This is a genomic window from Hydrogenophaga sp. PBL-H3 (assembly GCF_010104355.1).
Lineage (GTDB): Bacteria > Pseudomonadota > Gammaproteobacteria > Burkholderiales > Burkholderiaceae_C > Hydrogenophaga.
In genome coordinates this window covers 3,623,215-3,643,277 of the sequence record NZ_CP044972.1, presented here as the reverse complement: position 1 = coordinate 3,643,277, position 20,063 = coordinate 3,623,215, and the positions used below count along the sequence as shown (strand labels likewise).

The following is a 20,063-nucleotide window of genomic DNA, read 5'->3' as shown; positions in this document are numbered from 1 at the left end:
GAATTTGTGAATCGCCCCGCAATTAGTTCAGTAACTCGGCGATGGGCGAATTCTAGTCCAAGGACCAGGCCCCGTCCCGCCTCTCACCACCGCCGCCTTGGCTCCGCTGATCCATTTTCTTTTTCGCACGTTGAGCCTGTTGCCGCTGCCGGTGCTGCACGCGCTGGGTTGGGTGCTGGGCTGGGTGAGCTTCCTGCTCTCGGGCCGTTACCGCCGCCGCTTGCTGGCGCATGCGAAGCAGGCGGGGTTTTCTTTGGACGTTGCGCTGGCCTCCGTCGGTGAGGCGGGCAAGCTGGTGGCCGAGTTGCCCCGCCTGTGGCTGGGCCGACCGGTGCGGGTGGATTGGGACGGCGCCGAGCACATCGAGGCAGCGCAGGCGAGCGGTGCGGGTTTGCTGTTCCTGACACCGCACCTGGGCTGCTTCGAAATCACCGCCCAGGCCTACGCGCGGCGCTTTGGCGCCCGACATCCCATGACGGTGCTGTTCCGTCCGGCGCGCCAGCCCTGGTTGCGCGATCTGGTGGCGGGCGCACGCCAGCGCCCGGGCTTGCTCGCAGCCCCCACCACACTGGCCGGCGTGAAGCAGCTGATCAAGGCGCTCAAGGGGGGTGACGTGGTGGGCCTGTTGCCCGACCAGGTGCCACCCGCCGGGCAGGGTGCCTGGGCACCGTTTTTCGGCCGAGACGCCTACACCATGACGCTCTCGGCGCGTCTGGCGCAGAGTGGCAACACGCGGTTGCTGGTGAGCTGGGGTGAGCGGCTGAGCTGGGGCCGGGGCTTTCGGGTGCATGTGCAGCCGTTTGGGCCACTGGATGACGACGCCTTGGTGGCGGCGCGGCAGATCAACCAGGCGATGGAGGCGCTGGTGCGAGAATGCCCGGCCCAATACCTCTGGTCTTACGACCGCTACAAGAGCCCACCGCCCTTGCGCTGATGTCCGATCCCATTCCCGTCTCTGCCCACCAACTGCCGCCCGGCGGCATGGCCAACCGGCTGGGTGTGGTTTTCATGCGCCTGCTGGCTTTGCTGCCCCTGTCCTGGGTGCGAGCGCTGGGCTGGATGCTCGGGCAGGTGCTGCACGTGGTGGCAGCGCGCCGTCGTCGCATTGCCAGCACCAATTGGGGTATCTGTTTTCCCGACCAAAGTGCGGCCGAGCGCAACCGGGCGGTGCGCCGGCACTTCGTGTTTTTCGCCCAGGCCTGGATGGACCGCAGCTGGCTGTGGGAAGCCAGCGATGCCACCATCCGCCGGCGCCTCAAGCTCACCGGTGATCTGCAGGCGCTGGCCGGCAGCGAACCCACGGTGTTGTTTGCACCGCACTTCGTGGGCATGGATGCCGGCTGGACCGCACTGACCGCCCACCTGGAACGCCGCTTCTGCGGTATCTACGCCGAACAACTCAACGCCGACGTGGACCGCTGGATGGCCAAAGGCCGCCAGCGCTTCGGCGAGCCCCACATCGTGGCCATGCGCCAGGGTCTCAAGCCGCTGGTGGCGGCGCTGCGCCAGGGCTTGCCGCTGTACTTGCTGCCCGACATGGACTACGGCACGCGCGATTCGGTCTTCGTGCCCTTTTTTGGTGTGCAGACCGCCACCATCACCTCACTCTCGCGGTTTGCACGCCTGGCCAGTGCTCGGGTGGTGCCGGTGGTCAGCCGCCTGACGAAAGACGGCTACGAGGTGACGGTACATTCGCCCTGGGCGGGCTACCCCACGGGCGATGTGGAGGCCGACACGGCCATGATGAACACCCAGCTCGAAGGGTTCATCCGCGCCACGCCCGAGCAGTACTACTGGGTGCACAAGCGCTTCAAGACCCGACCCGAGGGCGAACCGTCGTTTTACGCCAACCTCTGAGCGCGCCCGCTAGGGCGACAGGAAGTCCCCGATGAGCGCCGCCACTTGCCGCGGTTGCTCGTGCACGATCCAGTGCGTGGCGCCAGCCACCCGCTTGATGCGAAGGTCGGCCACATAGCCATCAAGCCCGTCGAGCAGGGCCTGCGGCAAGGCGGTGTCGCCCAGTCCCCAGATCACCAGCGTGGGCACGTTCACTGCCACGCGCTCGCGCGGCAGTTGCACAGCCGCAGCACCTGTGTCGCTGGCCGTGGGAGGACGCAGGGGCGATGCCGCGTAATAGGCGCAAGCGCCTTGCAGGCCCTGGCTCCAAACCTCACGGTAGCGCTCGCGCGTGGTTTCATCCAGCCAGGCCATCGGCCCGCTGTCGGCGGCCATGTTGGTGAAGAAGGGCCACAGGCGCGCGAAGTCGTTTTCAGCCAGCAGGGCGGCTGCGTCCGGGCGCACGAGGAAATTCATGTACGCGCTGGACGCCTGCTGCGTCGGCGAGTTGGCCAGTTCGCGCTGGAAGGTGGCCGGGTGGGGGGCGTTGACGATGGCGAGCCGTCGCATCGCTGCCGGGAACCTCGCGGCCACGCTCCAGGCCAGCGCACCACCCCAGTCGTGAGCGACCAGGGCGGCGAGCTGACCGGGTGTGGGGCTGTCTTGCGTGATGACGTCGATGAGCGCCGTGAGGTCCTGCACCAGCGGCTTGGCGCGGTAGGCCGACACCTCGGTGGGCGCGCTGGAGCGCTCGTAGCCACGCAGGTTGGGCGCGACGCAACGGTAGCCGCCGTGCTCGGGCTGAGCGAAATGGACCAGCAATACGTCCCACACGAAAGCGGCTTCGGGAAAACCGTGCAGGAACAGGAGCACCGGTCGGCCCGGCTGACCCGCAGCCCGGCAGCTCAGCGTGATGCCGTGTGGCAGGGCTTGTTGGAAGGTGTCGATCATCGCGGGCAGTCTCCGTGTGCCCGCGCACGTTCAATCGAGGGCGGGCGGCTCGTCTTCGGGTTCGGCGGCTGGCGCGGCCACAGTGGTGCCGGCCTCATGCGTCCAGTTCCAGAGCATCTGCGCCACCTCGTCCAGGCCCTTTTTCTTCAAGGCCGAGAAGAGTCTGGCTTCACCGCCGCCGGATTGCAGTCGCGCAATCGACAGCGCTTTTTGCGCCTCGGCGTGGTTGAGCTTGTCGGACTTGGTGAGCAGCACCAGGAATTTCAAGCCTTCTTCGACCCGTGGACGGATCACCTCGAGCAGGATCTCGTCAAGCTCTGTCAGGCCCAGGCGCGGGTCGATCAGGAGCACCACGCCCTTGAGGTTCTCACGCGTGAGCAGGTAGTTGCCCATGACGCGCTGCCAGCGCAGCTTGGCCTCACGGGGCACGGCTGCATAGCCGTAGCCGGGCAGGTCGGCCAGCACGGCATCGGTCACGCCCTGCTTGCCGAGCGAGAACAGGTTGATGCTTTGCGTGCGACCTGGGGTCTTGGAGGCGAACGCCAGGCGTTTTTGCTGCGTCAGGGTGTTGATGCAGGTCGATTTGCCGGCGTTGGAGCGGCCCACGAAGGCCACCTCGGGCACCGTGAGCGGGGGCAGGTGTTCGAGCTGCGGGGCGGTGGTGAGGAAGCGGGCCGTGTGCAGCCAGCCGTGCGCGATCTTGATGTCGGGGTTCAGCGAATCGGGGGATTTTCCAGCGTTGGGTGTGCGGGCTTGGGGGCTCTTGGCGTCCGCAGACGGGGAAGCAGGGGTGTTGGCTGGAGTGTGGTTCTGGGTCATTGGGGTTGTTTCCCGAGAGGGCATTGTAAAATCGATTGGCTGTAACCAGACATCCCGCGAAATTCTTCAACCCGAACACGTCGCATTCGACGCCCGTCCCGTCATGAAATTGCCTGTTTCCCTTCTTTGCGCCGCTGCTGCTGCGGCTTTGTCGTTCGGTGTCCAGGCGCAGTCGGTCAAACCCGATCTGGCCAAGGGTGCTGCCGCATTTGGCCAGGCCTGCGTGGCCTGCCATGCAGCGGACGGCAACTCCACCACGCCGGCCAATCCCAAACTGGCCCAGCAACACCCCGAGTACCTGGTCAAACAGCTGCAGGAGTTCAAGTCGGGCAAGCGGGACAACGCCATCATGAAGGGCTTTGCGACGGGTCTGTCTGACGATGACATGCGCAACATCGGCTTCTGGCTGGCGGCCCAGAAGGCTGCGCCGGGCGCTGCCACCGACAAGGACCTGGTGACCCTGGGTGAGCGCATCTACCGCGGCGGCATCCCCGATCGCCAGATCGCCGCTTGCGCCGGCTGCCACAGCCCCAACGGCGCCGGCATTCCCGCGCAATACCCGCGCCTGTCGGGCCAGCACGCCGACTACACCGCAACCCAGCTCAAGCATTTCCGCGACGGCACCCGGGCCAACAACCTCCAGATGGCGGGTGTTGCCGCCAAGATGAACGACCGCGAAATCAAGGCCGTGGCCGACTACATTGCCGGTCTGCGCTGAGATTCACCCAGGGCTCTTGCCCTTGGGCGGTCGCCGGGATATAAGCAGACGTTAATATTTGCCGGCACAATGCGATAAAGCCTTCCGGCGTTGAACCGCCAGCGAAAAACAACATCACAACAGGGCGCGTTCCGGGGTCACCGGAACCGCCCTTTTTGTTGAACCGTTCTCCCCACATCCCATGACCGTTTCCACCCAAGGCCTGCACATCCGCACCGGCTCGCGCATCGTCAGCGAGACGGTGGAGTTGTTGTCGTCGATGCGGTTCTCGATTTCGCTGCTCACTGTCATCTGCATCGCCTCGGTGATCGGTACCGTGGTCAAGCAGCACGAGCCGGTCAACAACTATGTCAACCAGTTCGGCCCTTTCTGGGCCGATGTGTTTGCCAGTGCCAACCTCTTTTCGGTGTACAGCGCGTGGTGGTTCCTGCTGATCCTGGCGTTTCTGGTGACCAGCACCAGCCTGTGCATCGCCCGCAACACGCCCAAGATATTTGCCGACTTCAAGGCTTACAAGGAAAACATCCGCGAGCAAAGCCTCAAGGCCTTCCCGCACCGTGCCGAGAGCACGCTGGTGGAAACGCCGCAGGCCGCCGCCAACCGCATCGGTCAGACCTTGCTGAGCTCGGGCTGGAAGGTCAAGCTGCAGTCGCGCGACACCCCTGCTGGCCAAGGCTGGATGGTGGCGGCCAAGACCGGTGCGGCCAACAAGATCGGTTACCTCGCGGCTCACAGCGCCATCGTGCTGGTGTGCATCGGTGGCCTGCTCGACGGTGACCTGATGGTGCGCGCCCAGACCTGGTTCAACGGCAAGTCGGCGTTTGGTGGTGGGGGACTCATCGCCGATGTGCCGGCCCAGCACCGTCTGTCGTCCAGCAACCCGACGTTTCGTGCCAACCTGCTGGTGACCGAAGGCACGACCGCCAGCACCGCCATCCTGGCGCAGCCCAACGGCGTGCTGCTGCAAGACTTGCCGTTTTCGGTCGAACTCAAGAAGTTCATCGTCGAGTACTACGAGACCGGAATGCCCAAGCTGTTCGCCAGCGACATCGTGATCACCGATTTCGAGACCGGTGAGAAGAAGGCAGCGCGCGTGGAGGTGAACCACCCGGCCAGTCACCGCGGCATCAACATTTACCAGTCGAGCTTTGACGACGGAGGTTCGCGCGTGAAGCTGCAGGCTGTGCCGCTGAACCGGCCCACGCGCCCTTTCGAGATCGAAGGCACCATCGGCAGCTCCAGCGCGCTGAGCAATGGCGATGACAAGCTGGTGCTGGAGTACACCGGCTTGCGCACGATCAACGTGGAGAACTTCGCCGGCGTCAACCCGGCACCGGGCGGCGCCGATGTGCGCACGGTTGATTTGCGAAGCTCGATCGAGAGCCGTCTGGGCAGTGGCCACAAGACCACCACCGAGAAGACCTTGCGCAATGTGGGTCCCAGCATCACCTACAAGCTGCGCGATGCGGCGGGCCAGGCGGTTGAGTACCACAACTACATGCTGCCCATGGAGATTGAAGGCGCGCGCATGTACCTGCTGGGTCTGCGTGAAACACCGTCCGAACCGTTCCGCTACCTGCGCATTCCGGTGGACGAGAACGACAGCATGGACGGTTTCGTGCGTCTGCGTGCCGCGCTCGACGACCCGCAGATGCGCGAGCTCGCGGTGCGCCGCTACGCCGTGTCGGCGGTCGAAGACGGACGCCCGGAGTTGGCTGATGCGCTGGTGGCCTCGGCCGCGCGCGCACTGGCCTTGTTTGCCGGGGCCGAGCCGGCTGCGCAGTCCACGCCCGTGGTGAATGCCGCGGCCACCAAACCCGTGGTGCAGGGTGGGCTGCAGGCGGTGTCGAATTTCCTGGAAACCAACGTGCCACAGGCCGAACGCGAGCGCGCCAGCGAGGTGCTGGTGCGCATCCTGAACGGCACCTTGTTCGAGCTGTTGCAGGTCAGCCGCGAACGCGCCGGTTTGCGGCCGCTGGAGCGCAACGACGCGACGCAGCAGTTCATGACGCAGGCGGTCATCAGCCTGAGCGACACCTTTTTCTATCCTGCGCCCATGACGTTCCAGCTCAAGGACTTCACGCATGTGCAGGCCAGCGTGTTCCAGGTGGCGCGTGCGCCGGGCCAGAACATCGTCTACCTCGGTTGCCTCTTGCTGATCGTGGGTGTTTTTGCCATGCTGTATGTGCGCGAGCGCCGCCTCTGGGTCTGGCTCTCGCCCTCGGGCGCGCAGGCTTCTGCGGCCAGCATGGCGCTGTCGTCGAACCGCAAGACGATGGAAGCCGACCGCGAATTTGAACTTCTGAAGACCCAATTGTTGAAGGTGCAACCATGAATACCGCCACCGCGAACCAGACCATCGAACTGAAGAAGGACCGCGGCGGGCAGGGTCTGGAGCCGAGTTACTTCGCGCGCCGCAATGTGTGGGACTGGCTCTTTGCTGCGCTGGTCGTGGCGGGCACCGCGATCGCGTTTGCGCTGTACGGCGCTGCGATGGATGGTTACGAGAAGGCCATCCTCGTTGGCGCCGCACCCTCCCTGATCTCGCTGGGCTGGTTCTGGCGCCCGCTGCGTGCGCTGGCGGTGGCTGTGGCGACATTTGCGCTGCTGGCGATCTGGCTTTACCAAACGCCTGCGGGCGCAGCCGACCTGGCGCGCGCTGATCAGGTGTTCATGCTGAAGTACTTCATTTCCAGCCAGTCGGCCATCCTGTGGATGAGCATGCTGTTCTTCATGAGCACCGCGTTTTACTGGGTCGGCATGTTCACCCGCGCTGGCGACACCTTCGAGTTGCTGGGCTCGCGCCTGGCCTGGGTGGCCGTGACGCTGGCGCTCATCGGCACCATGGTGCGCTGGTACGAAAGCCACCAGATCGGCCCCGACATCGGCCACATCCCGGTGAGCAATCTGTACGAGGTGTTCGTGTTGTTCTGCTGGCTGACGGCGGCCTTCTACCTGTACTACGAAGACCAGTACAAGACCCGCCGCATGGGCGCGTTCGTGATGCTGGTGGTGAGCGCTGCCGTGGGCTTTCTGCTCTGGTACACGGTGATCCGCGAAGCGCATGAAATCCAGCCGCTGGTGCCCGCGCTGCAGAGCTGGTGGATGAAGCTGCATGTGCCCGCCAACTTCATCGGCTACGGAACCTTTGCCATCGCGGCCATGCTGGCCTTTGCCTACCTCATCAAACAGAGTGCCAACGAGACCCGCTGGTACAGGCTCGCGCCGCTGTGGATTCTGGGCCTGGTGCTGTGCCTGGAGCCCATCGTGTTCCGCCAGTCGGCGACGGAGAAGGGCGGCAGTTACTGGTTCGTCTACTTCGGCGTGTCGGCGCTGATCGTGGCCACCATCATGTTCGGGCGCAAACGCATCGCCGAGCGCTTGCCCAGCTTCGAGGTGCTGGACGACGTGATGTACAAGGCCATCGCCGTGGGCTTTGCCTTCTTCACCATCGCCACCGTGCTCGGCGCTCTCTGGGCGGCCGAGGCCTGGGGTGGTTACTGGAGCTGGGACCCGAAGGAAACCTGGGCGCTGATCGTCTGGCTGAACTACGCAGCCTGGCTGCACATGCGCCTCATGAAAGGCCTGCGCGGCACCGTGGCCGCCTGGTGGGCACTGGTGGGCCTGGCCGTGACCACCTTTGCTTTCCTGGGTGTGAACATGTTCCTCTCCGGCCTCCACAGCTACGGCGAACTCTGATCCAGGCTGCGGGGTATGGGGCGGGCTGACGCAGCCCGAACCGGAACTTTGTAAGAATCGTGGCTGTCCGACGACTCACGGCAAGTCCTGCGCGGCATCCTCTGCGCAAGGCGTTGCACCAGTCAGGACCGCCACCATGCTCATCCGAACCTCCCACGACGGCTTCAACCATCCCTTCCCCAGCGAGATCACACCGAAGGCGGCGTACCAGAACCGCCGGCAGTGGCTGCAGCGAAGCGCGTTCGCCGCAGCCGCGATCGGAGGCGGTGTTGCTTCGTTGACCGTGCAGGATGCATGGGCCCAATCGGCCGGCCCCACGCCCAAACCCGGAAAACTGGCGGCACTGCCTGGCAAAACGTCGGCTGTGCCGGGTGCGGTCACGGTAGAGAAGCTGACCTCGTACGAGGATGCGAGCAGCTACAACAACTACTACGAGTTCGGAACCGACAAGTCCGATCCGGTGGTCACGGCCAAGACGCTCAAGCCCCGTCCCTGGACGGTGGCCGTCGAAGGCCTCGTGAACAAACCCGGCACCTTCGATCTGGACGCACTGCTCAAGCTCAGCCCGATGGAAGAGCGCATCTACCGCCTGCGCTGTGTGGAAGGCTGGTCGATGGTGGTGCCCTGGGTCGGCTATTCGATGGCCGAACTCATCAAACAGGTGCAGCCACAGGGCAGCGCCAAGTACGTGGAGTTCGTGACGCTGGCCGACAACAAACAGATGCCGGGCTTGAACGCCAACGTGCTGGACTGGCCTTATGTGGAGGGGCTGCGACTCGACGAGGCCATGCATCCGCTCACCCTGCTGACCTTCGGCATGTACGGCGAAGTGTTGCCCAACCAGAACGGTGCGCCGGTGCGGCTGGTGGTGCCATGGAAATACGGTTTCAAGAGCGGCAAGTCGATCGTGAAGATCCGTTTCACCGACAAGGAGCCACGCACCGCGTGGAACCGGGCTGCACCGCAGGAATACGGTTTCTATTCGAACGTGAACCCGCAGGTGTCGCACCCTCGCTGGAGCCAGGCCACCGAGCGGCGCATCGGCGAGGAGGGGGGCCTGTTTGCCAAACGCCGCCAGACGCAGATGTTCAATGGCTACGAACCCCAGGTTGGCCAGCTGTATGCAGGCATGGATCTGCGCAAGTTGTTCTGAGCCTGAGCAGCGCAGTCTCTCCATGAGCACCTCCACCATTTCCCGAACCGTGGCCGGGACGGCGGGTCGTCCCGGCGGCTCGCGCATCAATCGCTGGCTGGGTCACCGCGCCACCAAACCGATCGGCTTCGTGCTGGCCTTGCTGCCTTTTGCGTGGTTGTTCTGGGCGGCATTTGCCAACCAGCTCGGAGCGAACCCCGCCGAGGCGCTGATCCGCTCGCTCGGTGACTGGACCATCCGGTTCCTGGTGCTGGTGCTGGCCATCACGCCGTTGCGCACGATGACCGGCTGGGTGGCGCTGGCGCGGCTGCGCCGCATGGTGGGATTGTTCGTGTTCTTCTATGCCTGCATGCACCTGCTGGCCTACGCGTGGTTCGACATGGAGTTCAGCGTGCCGGGCATCGTGGACGACGTGATCAAACGTCCGTTCATCCTGGTCGGGTTCCTGGGCTGGCTGTTCCTGCTGGCGCTGGCCGCCACTTCGTTCAACCGCGCCATCCGCGCCATGGGGGCCCGGCGCTGGCAGATGTTGCACCGCGTCGTGTATGGCATTGCAGGCCTGGCCGTGCTGCACTTTTTCTGGATGCGCAGCGGCAAGAACGACTTCGCCGAGGTGGCGGTGTACGCCGCGATCTTTGCCGCACTGCTCGGATGGCGCGTCTGGCGGCGGCTCTCAAAGCCGCGAGCGGACTGACCCGCGGGTTCAGGCCGGCGGCAGCAAGGCTTCCAGGCGCAATTGATCGGCGGCCGACTCGCGTGCCCTGATCAGGGTGGCCGCGCTTCCATCCACCAACACCTCGGCCGCCCGACCGCGCGTGTTGTAGTTGCTCGCCATGCTCATGCAGTAGGCACCCGCCGAGAGCACCGCCAGCAGATCACCCGCCTGAGCCGCCAGCGCGCGGTCACGGCCCAGCCAGTCGCCGCTCTCGCACACCGGGCCCACCACGTCCCAGGTGGTGGGGGCATCGCCGCGCGGGGACACCTCCACGATGCGGTGAAAGGCTTGGTACATCGCTGGCCGTGGCAGGTCGTTCATGGCCGCGTCCACGATCAGGAAGTTCTTCTGCTCACCGGGCTTCTGGTACAGAACTTCGGTGAGGCACACACCCGCATTGCCCACCAGCGAGCGGCCTGGTTCGATGAATATCTTGCGGTCGCCAAAACCGCGTGCGTCCAGGCGACGCAGCAGTTGTTGCCACAGGGCATCGGCCTGCGGAGGCGTGTCGCCGTGGTAGTCGATGCCCAGGCCACCGCCGAAGTCGATGTGCTCGATGGGCACGCCCGCGCCTTCGATGCTCTCCACCAGGTCGATCACCCGGTCCATGGCGTCAAGGTAGGGCCCGGTCTGCGTGATCTGCGAGCCGATGTGGCAGTCGATGCCGACCACGCGCAAGCCAGCGCAGCCAGCCGCATGCCTGTAAGTGGCCACCACGTCTTCGTGCGCGATGCCGAACTTGTTGCCCTTGAGGCCGGTGGAAATATAGGGGTGGGTTTGGGCGTCCACGTTGGGGTTCACGCGCACGCTGACCGGCGCGCGCAGGCCCATGCTGCGGGCCACTTCGTCCAGCACGTCCAGCTCGGCGCGGCTCTCTACGTTGAAGCAGCCGATACCGACCTCCAGCGCGCGCTTCATCTCGGCGCGCGTCTTGCCAACGCCGGAAAAAATCACCTTGCCTGGCTCGACACCCGCAGCCAGGGCGCGTTCGAGTTCACCACCCGAGACGATGTCCAGACCGCATCCCGCGCGCACCAGTGTTTGCAGGATGCCCAGCGTGGAGTTCGCCTTCATGGCGTAGCAGATCTGGTGCGAGCGTCCGGCCAGCCCGCGCTGGTAGGCGGCCAGCGCGCTGAGCATGGCTGCACGGCTGTAAACGAACAGAGGCGTTCCGTGCTCCAGGGCCAGCTGCCTGAGCGGCACGCCTTCCATCACAAGTTCACCGGATTGGTAAGAGATGAAGGGAGGCAGGTTCATGGGAGACTGGCCGGGCAGGGTGGTCATGCTGGGAATGAATGGGTGCGGATGGGTGTGATGAGCCAGCCGGGATGTGGCCGCATTGCGGCTCAGCGCTGCACTGGGCTGCTTTGCGGCGCAGGGGTGACCTGCGTGGTGCCTGCGCTGGCCGGCGTCTGGGCCGGCGTGGGCAGGTACAGGGGACCCTTTTGACCACAGGCCGACAGCAGCAACAGGCTCAACGCAATCGCCACACCCCGAGTGGGTGCAGAGGGGCGGCCTAGAATGCGTGTCGTTCTCAACATGCAAGCATTGTAATGACCGACACCGAGTACCAAGACCTGGCGGAATCGCTGCTGCGGTCGATCGAACTGGCCTGTGATCGCATCAACGATCAAACCGATGCCGATGTCGACAACCAGCGTGTGGGCGGGATGATCACGATGACGTTTTCCAACGGCAGCCAGATCATCATCAACCTGCAGAAGCCTCTACAGGAAGTGTGGATGGCGGCCCGCGCCGGCGGCTTTCACTACCGACACAACGGGGTGGCCTGGATGGACACCAAAGGCCAGGGCGAGTTCATGGCCCATCTCTCCCGTTTCGCCTCCCAGCAGTCCGGGCAGGCGCTGGACTTCAGTTTCTGAACAGATCCAGGATGCCGCGCCGGTCCTCCACCGGGGGGGGCGCTGCGGGTTGCGGAACGGCCGGGTCCGCTGCGGCAGGTGCGGCGCCTGACCAAGCGTCTTGCAGACCCAGGCCATGCACACCGTGGCCAGGACCAAACTCCTCAAAGTACCACTCGCCGTTTACATTGATCACGCCCGGCGGCGGTGTGTAGGGCATCACAGGGACGTCCTTGAGCGCTTGTGACATGAACGAAATCCAGATCGGCAGGCTCAAGCCACCACCGGTTTCCCGGCTGCCCAGATTGCGCGGCGTGTCGTAGCCCACCCAGGCGGCGGCGACCACGGTGGGTTGATAGCCCACAAACCAGGCGTCAACGGAGTCGTTGGTGGTGCCGGTCTTGCCGAAAAGATCGGTCCGCTTCAAGGTCGCCTGCGCCCGTGCGGCTGTGCCTGAGCGGGTGATCTCCTGCAGCAGGCTGTTCATGATGAAAGCGTTGCGCGGTTCGATGGCGCGCTGGGCATCGGTGAGCGTGGGCTCGGGCGCCTCGTAAAGCACCTTGCCTTTGTGGTCGGCCACCCGGGTGATGAGTGTCGGAGCAACGCGGTATCCACCGTTGGCGAACACGCCATAGCCCACCGCCATCTGCATGGGCGTGACCGAACCCGCCCCCAGGGCCATCGTGAGGTAGGGTGGGTGTTTGTCGATATCGAAACCAAAACGCCCCACCCACTGTTGAGCGCTCTGCGTGCCCACCAGTTGGAGTACGCGGATCGACACCATGTTCTTGGATTTGGCCAGGGCGCGGCGCACCGACATCGGCCCCTCGAATTGTCCGTCGTAGTTCTTGGGCTCCCAGGGCTTCCCTCCGGTCGCATCGGCGCTGTAGAACAACGGCGCGTCGTTGACCACGGTCATCGGCGTCAACCCTTTTTCAAGTGCTGCAGAGTAAATGAAGGGCTTGAAGCTGGAGCCCGGCTGGCGCCATGCCTGGGTCACGTGGTTGAACTTGCTCTTCTGGAAGTCGAAGCCGCCCACCAATGCAATCACTTTGCCCGTCCGGGGATCCATGGCGACAAAGGCCGATTCCACATCGGGGAGTTGCGTGATGCGCCATGTCTTGTTGGTGGTCTGAACAACCCTGATCACCGCACCGGGTCGAAGCTTGATGTTGGGCCCGGCCTTGTCGGACAAGCCGGACTGGACCGGCTTGAGTCCCTCACCGGTGATCTCGAAGGGTTCACCGTCCTGCCGCACCGCCAGCACACGCTTGGGTCCCGCTTCAAGTACCACGGCAGACAGCAAGTCGTCATTGTCAGGCCGATCGTTGAGCGCATCGTCCACCGCCTCGTCGAGCGCGGTTTTGTCGGCAGGTAAATCGATGAAGAGCTCGGGCCCACGGTAGATCTGACGACGTTCGTAGTCCAGAACACCCTGGCGTACTGCACGGTAGGCGGCCAGTTGCTCTGCCTGTTTGAGGGATGTGGTGACCACCAAACCGCGTGTGTACGCCTCTTCGCCGTACTGAGAGACGATGGATTGCCGAACCATCTCCGCCACGAACTCGGCATGCACCTGGGTGGCGCCACCCACCGGACGCAACTTCAACTCCTCGGACTTGGCTTGCTCGGCCTGTTCGGCCGTGATGAATCCGTTCTCGACCATGCGGTCAATGATGTGCAACTGACGAGCGCGTGCCCGGCGTGGGTTCCTGATGGGGTTGTAGGCCGAAGGCGCCTGGGGCAAACCTGCCAGCATGGCGGCCTCGGCGATCGTCACGTCCTTGAGCGCTTTACCGAAGTAGACCTGTGCAGCCGACGAGAACCCATAGGCTCGCTGGCCCAGGAAGATCTGGTTCATGTAGATCTCCAAGATCTGCTCCTTGGTGAGCATGTGTTCCAGCTTGAAGGTCAGCAGCACCTCGTAGATCTTGCGTGTGTAGCTCTTTTCGGCAGACAGGTACACATTGCGTGCGACCTGCATGGTGATCGTCGATGCACCCTGGCTCTTGGCCTGGCGCAGGTTGGCCAACGCGGCGCGGATCATGCCCCGGTAGTCCACACCACTGTGCTCGAAGAAGCGCGCGTCCTCAATGGCCAGCACCGCGTTCTTCATGACCGCCGGTATCTCTTTGATCGTGAGCAGGTTGCGGCGCTCCTCGCCGAACTCACCAATCAGTTGTCCTTCCACAGTGAGCACACGCAGGGGCAGTTTGGGTCGGTAGTCGGCGAGCCCGGTCACGTCGGGAAGATTCGGGTAGGCCACAGCCAGCGCGATGCCCACCGCCATCAGCACGCTTACAACACCTGCCGCCGCCAGTCCGGCCACAGCCACCACCAAGCGTCCCGCCCAGATCAGTGCTGTGTGCCCCGCAGATACTGGCTTGGAAGATTTGGAGGGGGTGGGGGTATCTTGGATGGGCATGCAGTCGATCAAGGCCTCAAACCCCGATTATAAAAATGGCGCGAAGCGGCCTGAGCCAACGTTGTCGGCTTATTGTGAGTTGTTGTGTATTTCGCGGGCCAAAGGTTCATGACAGGGCTGGCAGCGAAGTTCGGTCACGTAGGATTTTGACAACGTTTCGATTTGTCGCAAAGGCAAAATTTCTTTGCTGGACAAAGGGCTTGCTGCTAGCATTCAAGTGAATTCTTAAGTCTGGCGCTCTGTTGCGCCGTCACATCTGGGGGTCACCTTGATCTCATTGGGGTCGTTATTCAGCCGGGAACCGGCGCCCATGTTGGGCATCGACGTGAGCTCGTCGAGCGTCAAACTGGTGGAGCTGTCTCGCAACCGATCTGGTGATCTGGTGTTGGAACGTTGCGCCATGGAGCCGCTCGAACGTGGCTGGATCACAGACGGCAACATCGAAAAATTTGACGAAGTGGCCGAAGCCGTTCGGCGGGTTGTCCGCAAGAGCGGCAGCAAGACAAAGAACGTGGCCTTGGCGCTGCCGGCCTCTGCGGTGATCACCAAAAAGATCATCCTGCCTGGGGGCTTGTCCGATAAGGAGCTCGAGGCGCAGGTCGAATCAGAAGCCAACCAGTACATCCCCTTCTCGCTCGACGAAGTGAGTCTCGACTTCTGCGTCATCGGTCCCAGCGCCAATTCGGTGGGCGATGTCGAGGTTCTGATTGCCGCATCGCGCAAGGAGAAGGTATCGGATCGGCAGGGTCTGGCCGAAGCGGCTGGGCTCAAACCTGTGGTCATGGACGTCGAGTCCTACGCCTCCCGCATGGCCGCAGGACGGGTCATCGAGACGCTGCCCAATCAGGGCATCGACTCATTGGTGGCGCTGTTTGAGGTTGGAGCCCTGACGACCAGCATGCAGGTCATGCGCAACGACGATGTCTTGTATGAGCGGGATCAGGCGTTTGGTGGCGCTCAACTGACACAGCTGATTGTTCGCCAGTATGGCTTCTCCGCTGATGAAGCCGAAGCCAAGAAGCGCTCCGGCGACTTGCCCGACGACTACCGTGCTGCGGTTCTGGATCCGTTCATTGAAAGCATGGCGCAAGAGGTAGGCCGTGCACTGCAGTTCTTCTTCACCAGCACGCCTTACAACAAGGTGGATCACATCCTGCTGGCGGGCGGCAGTGCCGCGTTGCCCGGACTTACGGAGGCGGTTACCCACCAGACATCATTTGCCTGCATGGTGATCAATCCCTTTGATGCCATGGAGATGGCTTCCTCCATTCAGGCTCGCAAGATTTCGCGTGAAGCGCCTTCGTACTTGACGTCAACCGGGTTGGCCTTGCGGAGGTTCTACCAATGATCTTGATCAACCTGCTGCCCCACCGAGAGGCGGCGCGAAAGCGGCAAAAAGAACAGTTTTTCACCCAGCTTGGTCTCTCGGCTTTGCTGGGAGGCATCGTTTGTGGAGCCGTGTTCACCTGGTACCAGGGTCAGATTGCCACACAGCAGGAACGCAACGCATTCCTGCAAGCAGAGATCACTCGCCTTGATGCCGAAATCAAGGACATTGCCAGCTTGCAAAAGGAAATTGCCTCCCTGCGTGCCCGGCAAACAGCGGTGGAAAATCTCCAGGGTGACCGAAACATTCCGGTGCACCTGCTGGACGAGCTGGTGACTCAGTTGCCTGACGGCATCTACCTCAAGTCGATGAAACAAGAGAATCAAAGTGTCCTGCTCAACGGCGTGGCACAGTCTCAGGAGCGGGTATCCGATTTGCTGCGCAATCTGGGTAACAGCAGCCAATGGCTGGGCCGCCCCGAGCTGATCGAGATCGTGTCGTCCAGTGTGGCCTTGGCCAGCCGGGAGCAGCGACGGGTCTTCAACTTCTCCATCCGCGTTTCACTTAAACGTCCTTCCGCCGAGGCCGGAGCGGTTCCTGCCGGTGCGCCTGCCGCTGCGGGCAAGGTCTGACCACAGGGCAACGCATCATGGCCAAAACGCCCAGCATCAACATGGACTTCAAGGGAGTCCAGGAAAAACTCAAGAGCCAGTTCACCGGGCTCGATCCCAACGATCCCTCGCAGTGGCCTGGCCTTCCGCGCAATCTTTTGTTTATCGCCGTGTGTGTGGCGGTCATTGCAGGTCTTTGGTTTGCCTGGTTGAAGGATTCGGACGAGGAGCTGATCGCTGAAAAAGCCCGCGAACAGCAGCTTCGCGAAGACTACAAAAAGAAGGCTGTGCAAGCGGTCAACCTTGACGCCTTGCGAAAGCAGCTGGAACAGGTTCAGCAGTACGTTACTCAACTGGAGAAGCAACTGCCCAGCAAAGCCGAGATGGATGCTTTGCTGTCGGACATCAACCAGGCGGGTTTGGGGCGCAGCCTGCAATTCGAGTTGTTTCGGCCAGGCACTGTCAGCGTGAAGGAGTACTACGCTGAACTGCCGATCTCGGTGCGCGTGACGGGTACGTACCACGACATCGGATTGTTTGCCGCCGACATTGCGAACCTCTCTCGTATCGTCACCTTGAACAACCTGACATTGACGCCGGTGGCCAGTCGCGAGGGCGTGTTGACGATGGACTGCATTGCCAAGACGTTCCGTTATCTGGATCAAGAAGAGATTGCTCTTCAACAAAAAGCGCAGGGAGCCAAGAAGTGACTTCCTCATTGCATGTAAAGCATCTTTCCCTGGTGGCTTTGACCTTGTGCCTTGCTGCGTGCACATCCTCGGGAGAGGATGAGCTGCAAGTCTGGATGCAAAGTGAACGCAACAGCATCAAACCGTCCGTCAAACCCATACCGGCTCCCACGAAGTTCGAGCCACAGGCCTACGCGGGAGAGCGACTGACGCCGCCATTCAGCATTGAAAAGCTCACCAGCGTTTTGCGTGGCAATCAATCCACGCCAGTGGTCAATGCTGCCTTGATCGAGCCTGAACTCAATCGGCGCAAGCAGCCGCTCGAGGCCTATCCACTGGACACGATGTCCATGGTCGGTAGTTTGAACCGGGATGGGCAGCTGGTTGCGCTCGTCAAGGTGGACAAGCTGCTGTATCAAGTTCGCCCCGGCACCTATCTGGGTCAGAACTATGGTCGCGTGACCCGAATTTCGGAGACAGAGGTGGTCCTGCGCGAGATCGTGCAGGACTCCGGTGGCGAATGGACGGAGCGCCCCGCAGCGCTGCAGTTACAAGAGGAAGCTTCTAAATGAACAAGCCAAACAAGGCGCCCGTGGTCTCTGCTGTGCAAAGGGGTGTGGCCAAGGGCGCAATCATCGCGTGCATGGCGTTCACCACCGTTTGGGCTCAGGCCCAAAACGCGATTCAGTCGCTCACAGGTGGAGTGCAGGGGGGCGTGGAGGTCATTCGCATCAACACCGCGCAGCCGCTGGCGGCCGTACCAACCGGATTCACCATCCAGTCTCCCGCTCGCATCGCGCTTGATTTTCCAGGCGTGGCAAATGCCATTGGGCGCAGCACTGTTGAAATCAACGAAGGTAACCTGCGCTCGGCCAACGTGGTTCAAGCTGGTGACCGAACCCGTGTGGTGATCAACCTGAAGCAGACGGCTTCTTACGAAACCAAGATCGAGGGCAACTCGCTTCTGGTTGTGCTGCAACGCTCCGAGAACGTGACAGCCGTCACTGCGCCTCCGGCTTCTTTTGCTGAGAATCGCAACCGCGATGTCTCCTCACTTCGTGACATCGACTTCCGGCGAGGCGTGGGCAACGCTGGCCGTGTGGTGGTCGAACTGGCCAACAACCAGGTCGGCGTTGACATCCGCCAGCAAGGGCAGAACCTGGTGGTGGAATTTCTGAAGACGTCCTTGCCTGAGGGCTTGCGCCGCCGATTGGATGTGAGCGACTTCGGTACCCCAGTGCAGAGCGTCACAACCTCGCAGACCGGCGATCGGGTGCGCATGGTGGTGACGCCCACCGGCAACTGGGAGCACTCTGCCTATCAAAGTGACAACCAGTTCGTGCTGGAGATTCGCGAGCAGAAGGTCGACACCAGCAAGTTGACGCAAGGACCTGGCTACAACGGTGAAAAGCTGTCGCTGAACTTTCAGAACATCGAAGTGCGCTCGCTGTTGCAGGTCATTGCCGACTTCACCAACTTCAACGTGGTGACCTCGGATTCGGTGACCGGTTCTGTGACTCTGCGACTCAAGGACGTGCCTTGGGACCAAGCGCTGGACATCATCTTGCAAGCCAAAGGCTTGGGCATGCGCAAGTCAGGCAACGTGCTGTGGATTGCGCCGAAAGACGAAATTGCCGCGCGTGAAAAGCAAGACCTCGAAGCCAGGGCATCGACGGAGAGCCTGGAGGCATTGCGCACACAAGGTTTCCAGATGAACTACGCCAAGGCGGTCGACATCGCAACACAACTGATCTCCAGCGGAAGCGGTGGTGGCGCCAACGGCGGCAGCAATGCTCGCATCCTGTCCGAGCGTGGCAGTGTCATTTCCGAGCCACGGACTAATCAGTTGTTTGTCACGGACATTCCTTCCAAGCTGCAGCAGGTTCAAGAGCTGATTTCCAAACTGGATATCCCGATCCGTCAGGTGATCATCGAAGCCCGCATCGTTGAAGCCGACGATACCTTTGGCAAATCGCTGGGTGTCCGGTTGGGCGGTGGCGTACGTGGCTTCGGTGCTGGCTCCATCAACGGGAACCAGGTTCAGGGCAACTTCGGCTCCACCTACGGCGCTGTCTCAACGGGTCCAACGCCGACATCTGCACCATTCGTGAGTTTGCCGGCGAATCCCGGAACCGCACTGGCCGCGTCTTACGCTCTGTCGCTCTTCAGCCCCAATGCCTCGCGTTTCTTGAGTCTTGAAATCTCGGCGCTGGAGTCGGATTCCAAAGGCCGCATCGTGGCCAGCCCACGTGTTGTGACCGCGGATGGCGTCAAAGCCTTGATCGAACAAGGTACGGAGTTCCCGTACCAGACGGCGACGTCCAGCGGTGCGACGGCCATCGCGTTCCGAAAGGCCAATCTGAAGCTCGAGGTCACGCCCCAGATCACCCCCGAGGGCAACATCATTCTGGATCTGGACATCAACAAGGACAGCAGGGGTGTGGACACACCCGATGGTGTTGCCATCAACACCAAGCACGTGCAGACCCAGGTGCTGGTTGAAAATGGTGGAACGGTGGTGATTGGCGGCATTTTCGAGCAGACGCAGCGCGACACCGTGAACAAGGTTCCGTTGCTGGGTGATCTGCCAGGGGTTGGCAACTTGTTCAAGTCTCGTGAACGGACCAACAACAAATCAGAGTTGCTGATCTTCATCACACCTCGCGTGCTGGGTCGCTCCGCCATCAATTGAGTGCCACTTCCTGTTTTTTGATCGGCTTGCCTGGTTCAGGCAAGTCGACGGTGGGCCGGCAACTGGCTCGCCGCATTTCACGTCCTTTCTTTGACTCGGACCACGTGATCGAACATCGACTGGGCTGTTCGATCCGGGAGTTCTTTGAGCGCGAAGGCGAGGAGCGCTTTCGAGATCTTGAAGCGTCCGTCATCGATGAGTTGACCGCTGGCCCTCCCTGTGTGGTGTCCACCGGGGGTGGTTCCGTGCTGCGTTCCGAGAACCGGGAGCGGCTGCATCAGCGTGGTTCCGTGGTGTATCTGCGATCCACACCAGAGGAGGTGTTTCGTCGCCTGAGACACGACCGCAACCGCCCCTTGCTGCAGGTAGCCGACCCCCAGCAGCGGTTGAAGGACCTCTATGCCGCGCGCGACCCCTTGTACCGCGAGACCGCACATTTCGTGATCGAGACCGGGCGGCCTTCGGTTGCCATGTTGGTGAACATGATCGTGATGCAGCTGGAGCTCGGAGGGTCGGTATCTCTGGACGCGCCTGGTTCTGGAGATTCAACACAGTCTCAGTAGATT

19 protein-coding genes are annotated in these 20,063 nt (G+C 62.5%); 14 read left to right on the top strand and 5 right to left on the bottom strand.

The annotated features are described in order from the left end of the window. The first annotated feature begins 97 nt into the window (after positions 1-97). A complete protein-coding gene (locus F9Z44_RS16985) occupies positions 98-934 on the top strand; it encodes a lysophospholipid acyltransferase family protein (RefSeq protein WP_443135131.1) in 837 nt (278 codons plus the stop codon). Then, on the top strand, positions 934-1,857 hold the full coding sequence (locus tag F9Z44_RS16980; RefSeq protein WP_236574171.1) for an LpxL/LpxP family acyltransferase: 924 nt from the start codon (positions 934-936) through the stop codon (positions 1,855-1,857). Before F9Z44_RS16985 ends, F9Z44_RS16980 begins: the two co-directional genes overlap by 1 nt. A gap of 9 nt (positions 1,858-1,866) precedes the next feature. Here the strand turns inward: F9Z44_RS16980 and F9Z44_RS16975 are convergent, their stop codons facing one another. Further along, positions 1,867-2,787: an alpha/beta fold hydrolase gene (locus F9Z44_RS16975; RefSeq protein ID WP_159607896.1), complete on the bottom strand. Its 921-nt coding sequence runs from the start codon at positions 2,785-2,787 to the stop codon at positions 1,867-1,869. Between the two features lie 30 nt (positions 2,788-2,817). Further along, positions 2,818-3,606 (bottom strand): ribosome biogenesis GTP-binding protein YihA/YsxC, encoded by a 789-nt coding sequence (yihA, locus tag F9Z44_RS16970; protein WP_159607895.1) that lies wholly within the window; start codon positions 3,604-3,606, stop codon positions 2,818-2,820. 103 nt (positions 3,607-3,709) lie between these two features. Here yihA and F9Z44_RS16965 point away from each other — a divergent pair, with 103 nt between their 5' ends. From F9Z44_RS16965 to F9Z44_RS16945, 5 genes are all read left to right on the top strand, one after another. Beyond that, positions 3,710-4,324, top strand: coding sequence for a c-type cytochrome (locus F9Z44_RS16965; protein ID WP_159607894.1), 615 nt, complete (start codon positions 3,710-3,712; stop codon positions 4,322-4,324). Positions 4,325-4,505: 181 nt separating this feature from the next. Beyond that, positions 4,506-6,659, top strand: a complete 2,154-nt coding sequence (locus F9Z44_RS16960) for a cytochrome c biogenesis protein ResB (protein WP_159607893.1) — start codon at positions 4,506-4,508, stop codon at positions 6,657-6,659. After that, positions 6,656-8,023 (top strand): c-type cytochrome biogenesis protein CcsB, encoded by a 1,368-nt coding sequence (gene ccsB / locus F9Z44_RS16955; protein WP_159607892.1) that lies wholly within the window; start codon positions 6,656-6,658, stop codon positions 8,021-8,023. Before F9Z44_RS16960 ends, ccsB begins: the two co-directional genes overlap by 4 nt. A 136-nt stretch (positions 8,024-8,159) precedes the next feature. Beyond that, on the top strand, positions 8,160-9,176 hold the full coding sequence (msrP, locus tag F9Z44_RS16950) for a protein-methionine-sulfoxide reductase catalytic subunit MsrP (protein WP_159607891.1): 1,017 nt from the start codon (positions 8,160-8,162) through the stop codon (positions 9,174-9,176). Positions 9,177-9,198: 22 nt separating this feature from the next. Next, a complete protein-coding gene (locus tag F9Z44_RS16945) occupies positions 9,199-9,870 on the top strand; it encodes a sulfite oxidase heme-binding subunit YedZ (RefSeq protein WP_159607890.1) in 672 nt (223 codons plus the stop codon). Positions 9,871-9,879: 9 nt separating this feature from the next. Here F9Z44_RS16945 and lysA read toward each other — a convergent pair whose 3' ends face one another. Both lysA and lptM read right to left on the bottom strand, forming a co-directional pair. Then, complete coding sequence (gene lysA / locus F9Z44_RS16940) at positions 9,880-11,148, bottom strand: diaminopimelate decarboxylase (RefSeq protein ID WP_159608784.1); 1,269 nt, start codon at positions 11,146-11,148, stop codon at positions 9,880-9,882. An 89-nt stretch (positions 11,149-11,237) separates the two neighbouring features. After that, complete coding sequence (gene lptM, locus F9Z44_RS16935) at positions 11,238-11,369, bottom strand: LPS translocon maturation chaperone LptM (RefSeq protein ID WP_236574170.1); 132 nt, start codon at positions 11,367-11,369, stop codon at positions 11,238-11,240. A gap of 75 nt (positions 11,370-11,444) precedes the next feature. On the opposite strand from lptM, the gene cyaY reads away from it, so the two are divergent. After that, positions 11,445-11,774, top strand: coding sequence for an iron donor protein CyaY (cyaY, locus tag F9Z44_RS16930; protein WP_159607888.1), 330 nt, complete (start codon positions 11,445-11,447; stop codon positions 11,772-11,774). Here cyaY and F9Z44_RS16925 read toward each other — a convergent pair. After that, entirely contained in the window at positions 11,764-14,178 is a 2,415-nt protein-coding gene (locus tag F9Z44_RS16925; RefSeq protein WP_159607887.1) for a penicillin-binding protein 1A, read from the bottom strand. The genes cyaY and F9Z44_RS16925 overlap by 11 nt on opposite strands. Positions 14,179-14,446: 268 nt before the next feature. On the opposite strand from F9Z44_RS16925, the gene F9Z44_RS16920 reads away from it, so the two are divergent. From F9Z44_RS16920 to F9Z44_RS16895, 6 genes are read left to right on the top strand one after another with little or no spacing between them, the layout of a single operon-like run. Continuing rightward, positions 14,447-15,526, top strand: coding sequence for a pilus assembly protein PilM (locus F9Z44_RS16920; RefSeq protein ID WP_159607886.1), 1,080 nt, complete (start codon positions 14,447-14,449; stop codon positions 15,524-15,526). After that, on the top strand, positions 15,523-16,137 hold the full coding sequence (locus F9Z44_RS16915) for a PilN domain-containing protein (RefSeq protein WP_159607885.1): 615 nt from the start codon (positions 15,523-15,525) through the stop codon (positions 16,135-16,137). The genes F9Z44_RS16920 and F9Z44_RS16915 overlap by 4 nt, the downstream gene beginning before the upstream one ends. Positions 16,138-16,154: 17 nt before the next feature. Beyond that, the gene (locus F9Z44_RS16910; protein ID WP_159607884.1) at positions 16,155-16,826 is read left to right on the top strand and encodes a type 4a pilus biogenesis protein PilO; all 672 of its coding nucleotides are present in this window, start codon (positions 16,155-16,157) and stop codon (positions 16,824-16,826) included. After that, complete coding sequence (locus tag F9Z44_RS16905; RefSeq protein WP_268894196.1) at positions 16,823-17,377, top strand: pilus assembly protein PilP; 555 nt, start codon at positions 16,823-16,825, stop codon at positions 17,375-17,377. The genes F9Z44_RS16910 and F9Z44_RS16905 overlap by 4 nt, the downstream gene beginning before the upstream one ends. Further along, positions 17,374-19,497, top strand: coding sequence for a type IV pilus secretin PilQ (pilQ, locus tag F9Z44_RS16900; RefSeq protein ID WP_159607883.1), 2,124 nt, complete (start codon positions 17,374-17,376; stop codon positions 19,495-19,497). The genes F9Z44_RS16905 and pilQ overlap by 4 nt, the downstream gene beginning before the upstream one ends. Beyond that, complete coding sequence (locus F9Z44_RS16895; RefSeq protein ID WP_236574169.1) at positions 19,494-20,060, top strand: shikimate kinase; 567 nt, start codon at positions 19,494-19,496, stop codon at positions 20,058-20,060. The genes pilQ and F9Z44_RS16895 overlap by 4 nt, the downstream gene beginning before the upstream one ends. Positions 20,061-20,063 lie beyond the last annotated feature (3 nt).

Coding starts and splice junctions, on each gene's coding strand:
- F9Z44_RS16980 (WP_236574171.1), top strand. CDS start 934: ATGTCCGATCCCATTCCCGTCTCTGCCCACCAACTGCCGCCCGGCGGC.
- F9Z44_RS16975 (WP_159607896.1), bottom strand. CDS start 2,787: ATGATCGACACCTTCCAACAAGCCCTGCCACACGGCATCACGCTGAGC.
- yihA (WP_159607895.1), bottom strand. CDS start 3,606: ATGACCCAGAACCACACTCCAGCCAACACCCCTGCTTCCCCGTCTGCG.
- F9Z44_RS16965 (WP_159607894.1), top strand. CDS start 3,710: ATGAAATTGCCTGTTTCCCTTCTTTGCGCCGCTGCTGCTGCGGCTTTG.
- F9Z44_RS16960 (WP_159607893.1), top strand. CDS start 4,506: ATGACCGTTTCCACCCAAGGCCTGCACATCCGCACCGGCTCGCGCATC.
- ccsB (WP_159607892.1), top strand. CDS start 6,656: ATGAATACCGCCACCGCGAACCAGACCATCGAACTGAAGAAGGACCGC.
- msrP (WP_159607891.1), top strand. CDS start 8,160: ATGCTCATCCGAACCTCCCACGACGGCTTCAACCATCCCTTCCCCAGC.
- F9Z44_RS16945 (WP_159607890.1), top strand. CDS start 9,199: ATGAGCACCTCCACCATTTCCCGAACCGTGGCCGGGACGGCGGGTCGT.
- lysA (WP_159608784.1), bottom strand. CDS start 11,148: ATGAACCTGCCTCCCTTCATCTCTTACCAATCCGGTGAACTTGTGATG.
- cyaY (WP_159607888.1), top strand. CDS start 11,445: ATGACCGACACCGAGTACCAAGACCTGGCGGAATCGCTGCTGCGGTCG.
- F9Z44_RS16925 (WP_159607887.1), bottom strand. CDS start 14,178: ATGCCCATCCAAGATACCCCCACCCCCTCCAAATCTTCCAAGCCAGTA.
- F9Z44_RS16915 (WP_159607885.1), top strand. CDS start 15,523: ATGATCTTGATCAACCTGCTGCCCCACCGAGAGGCGGCGCGAAAGCGG.
- F9Z44_RS16910 (WP_159607884.1), top strand. CDS start 16,155: ATGGCCAAAACGCCCAGCATCAACATGGACTTCAAGGGAGTCCAGGAA.
- pilQ (WP_159607883.1), top strand. CDS start 17,374: ATGAACAAGCCAAACAAGGCGCCCGTGGTCTCTGCTGTGCAAAGGGGT.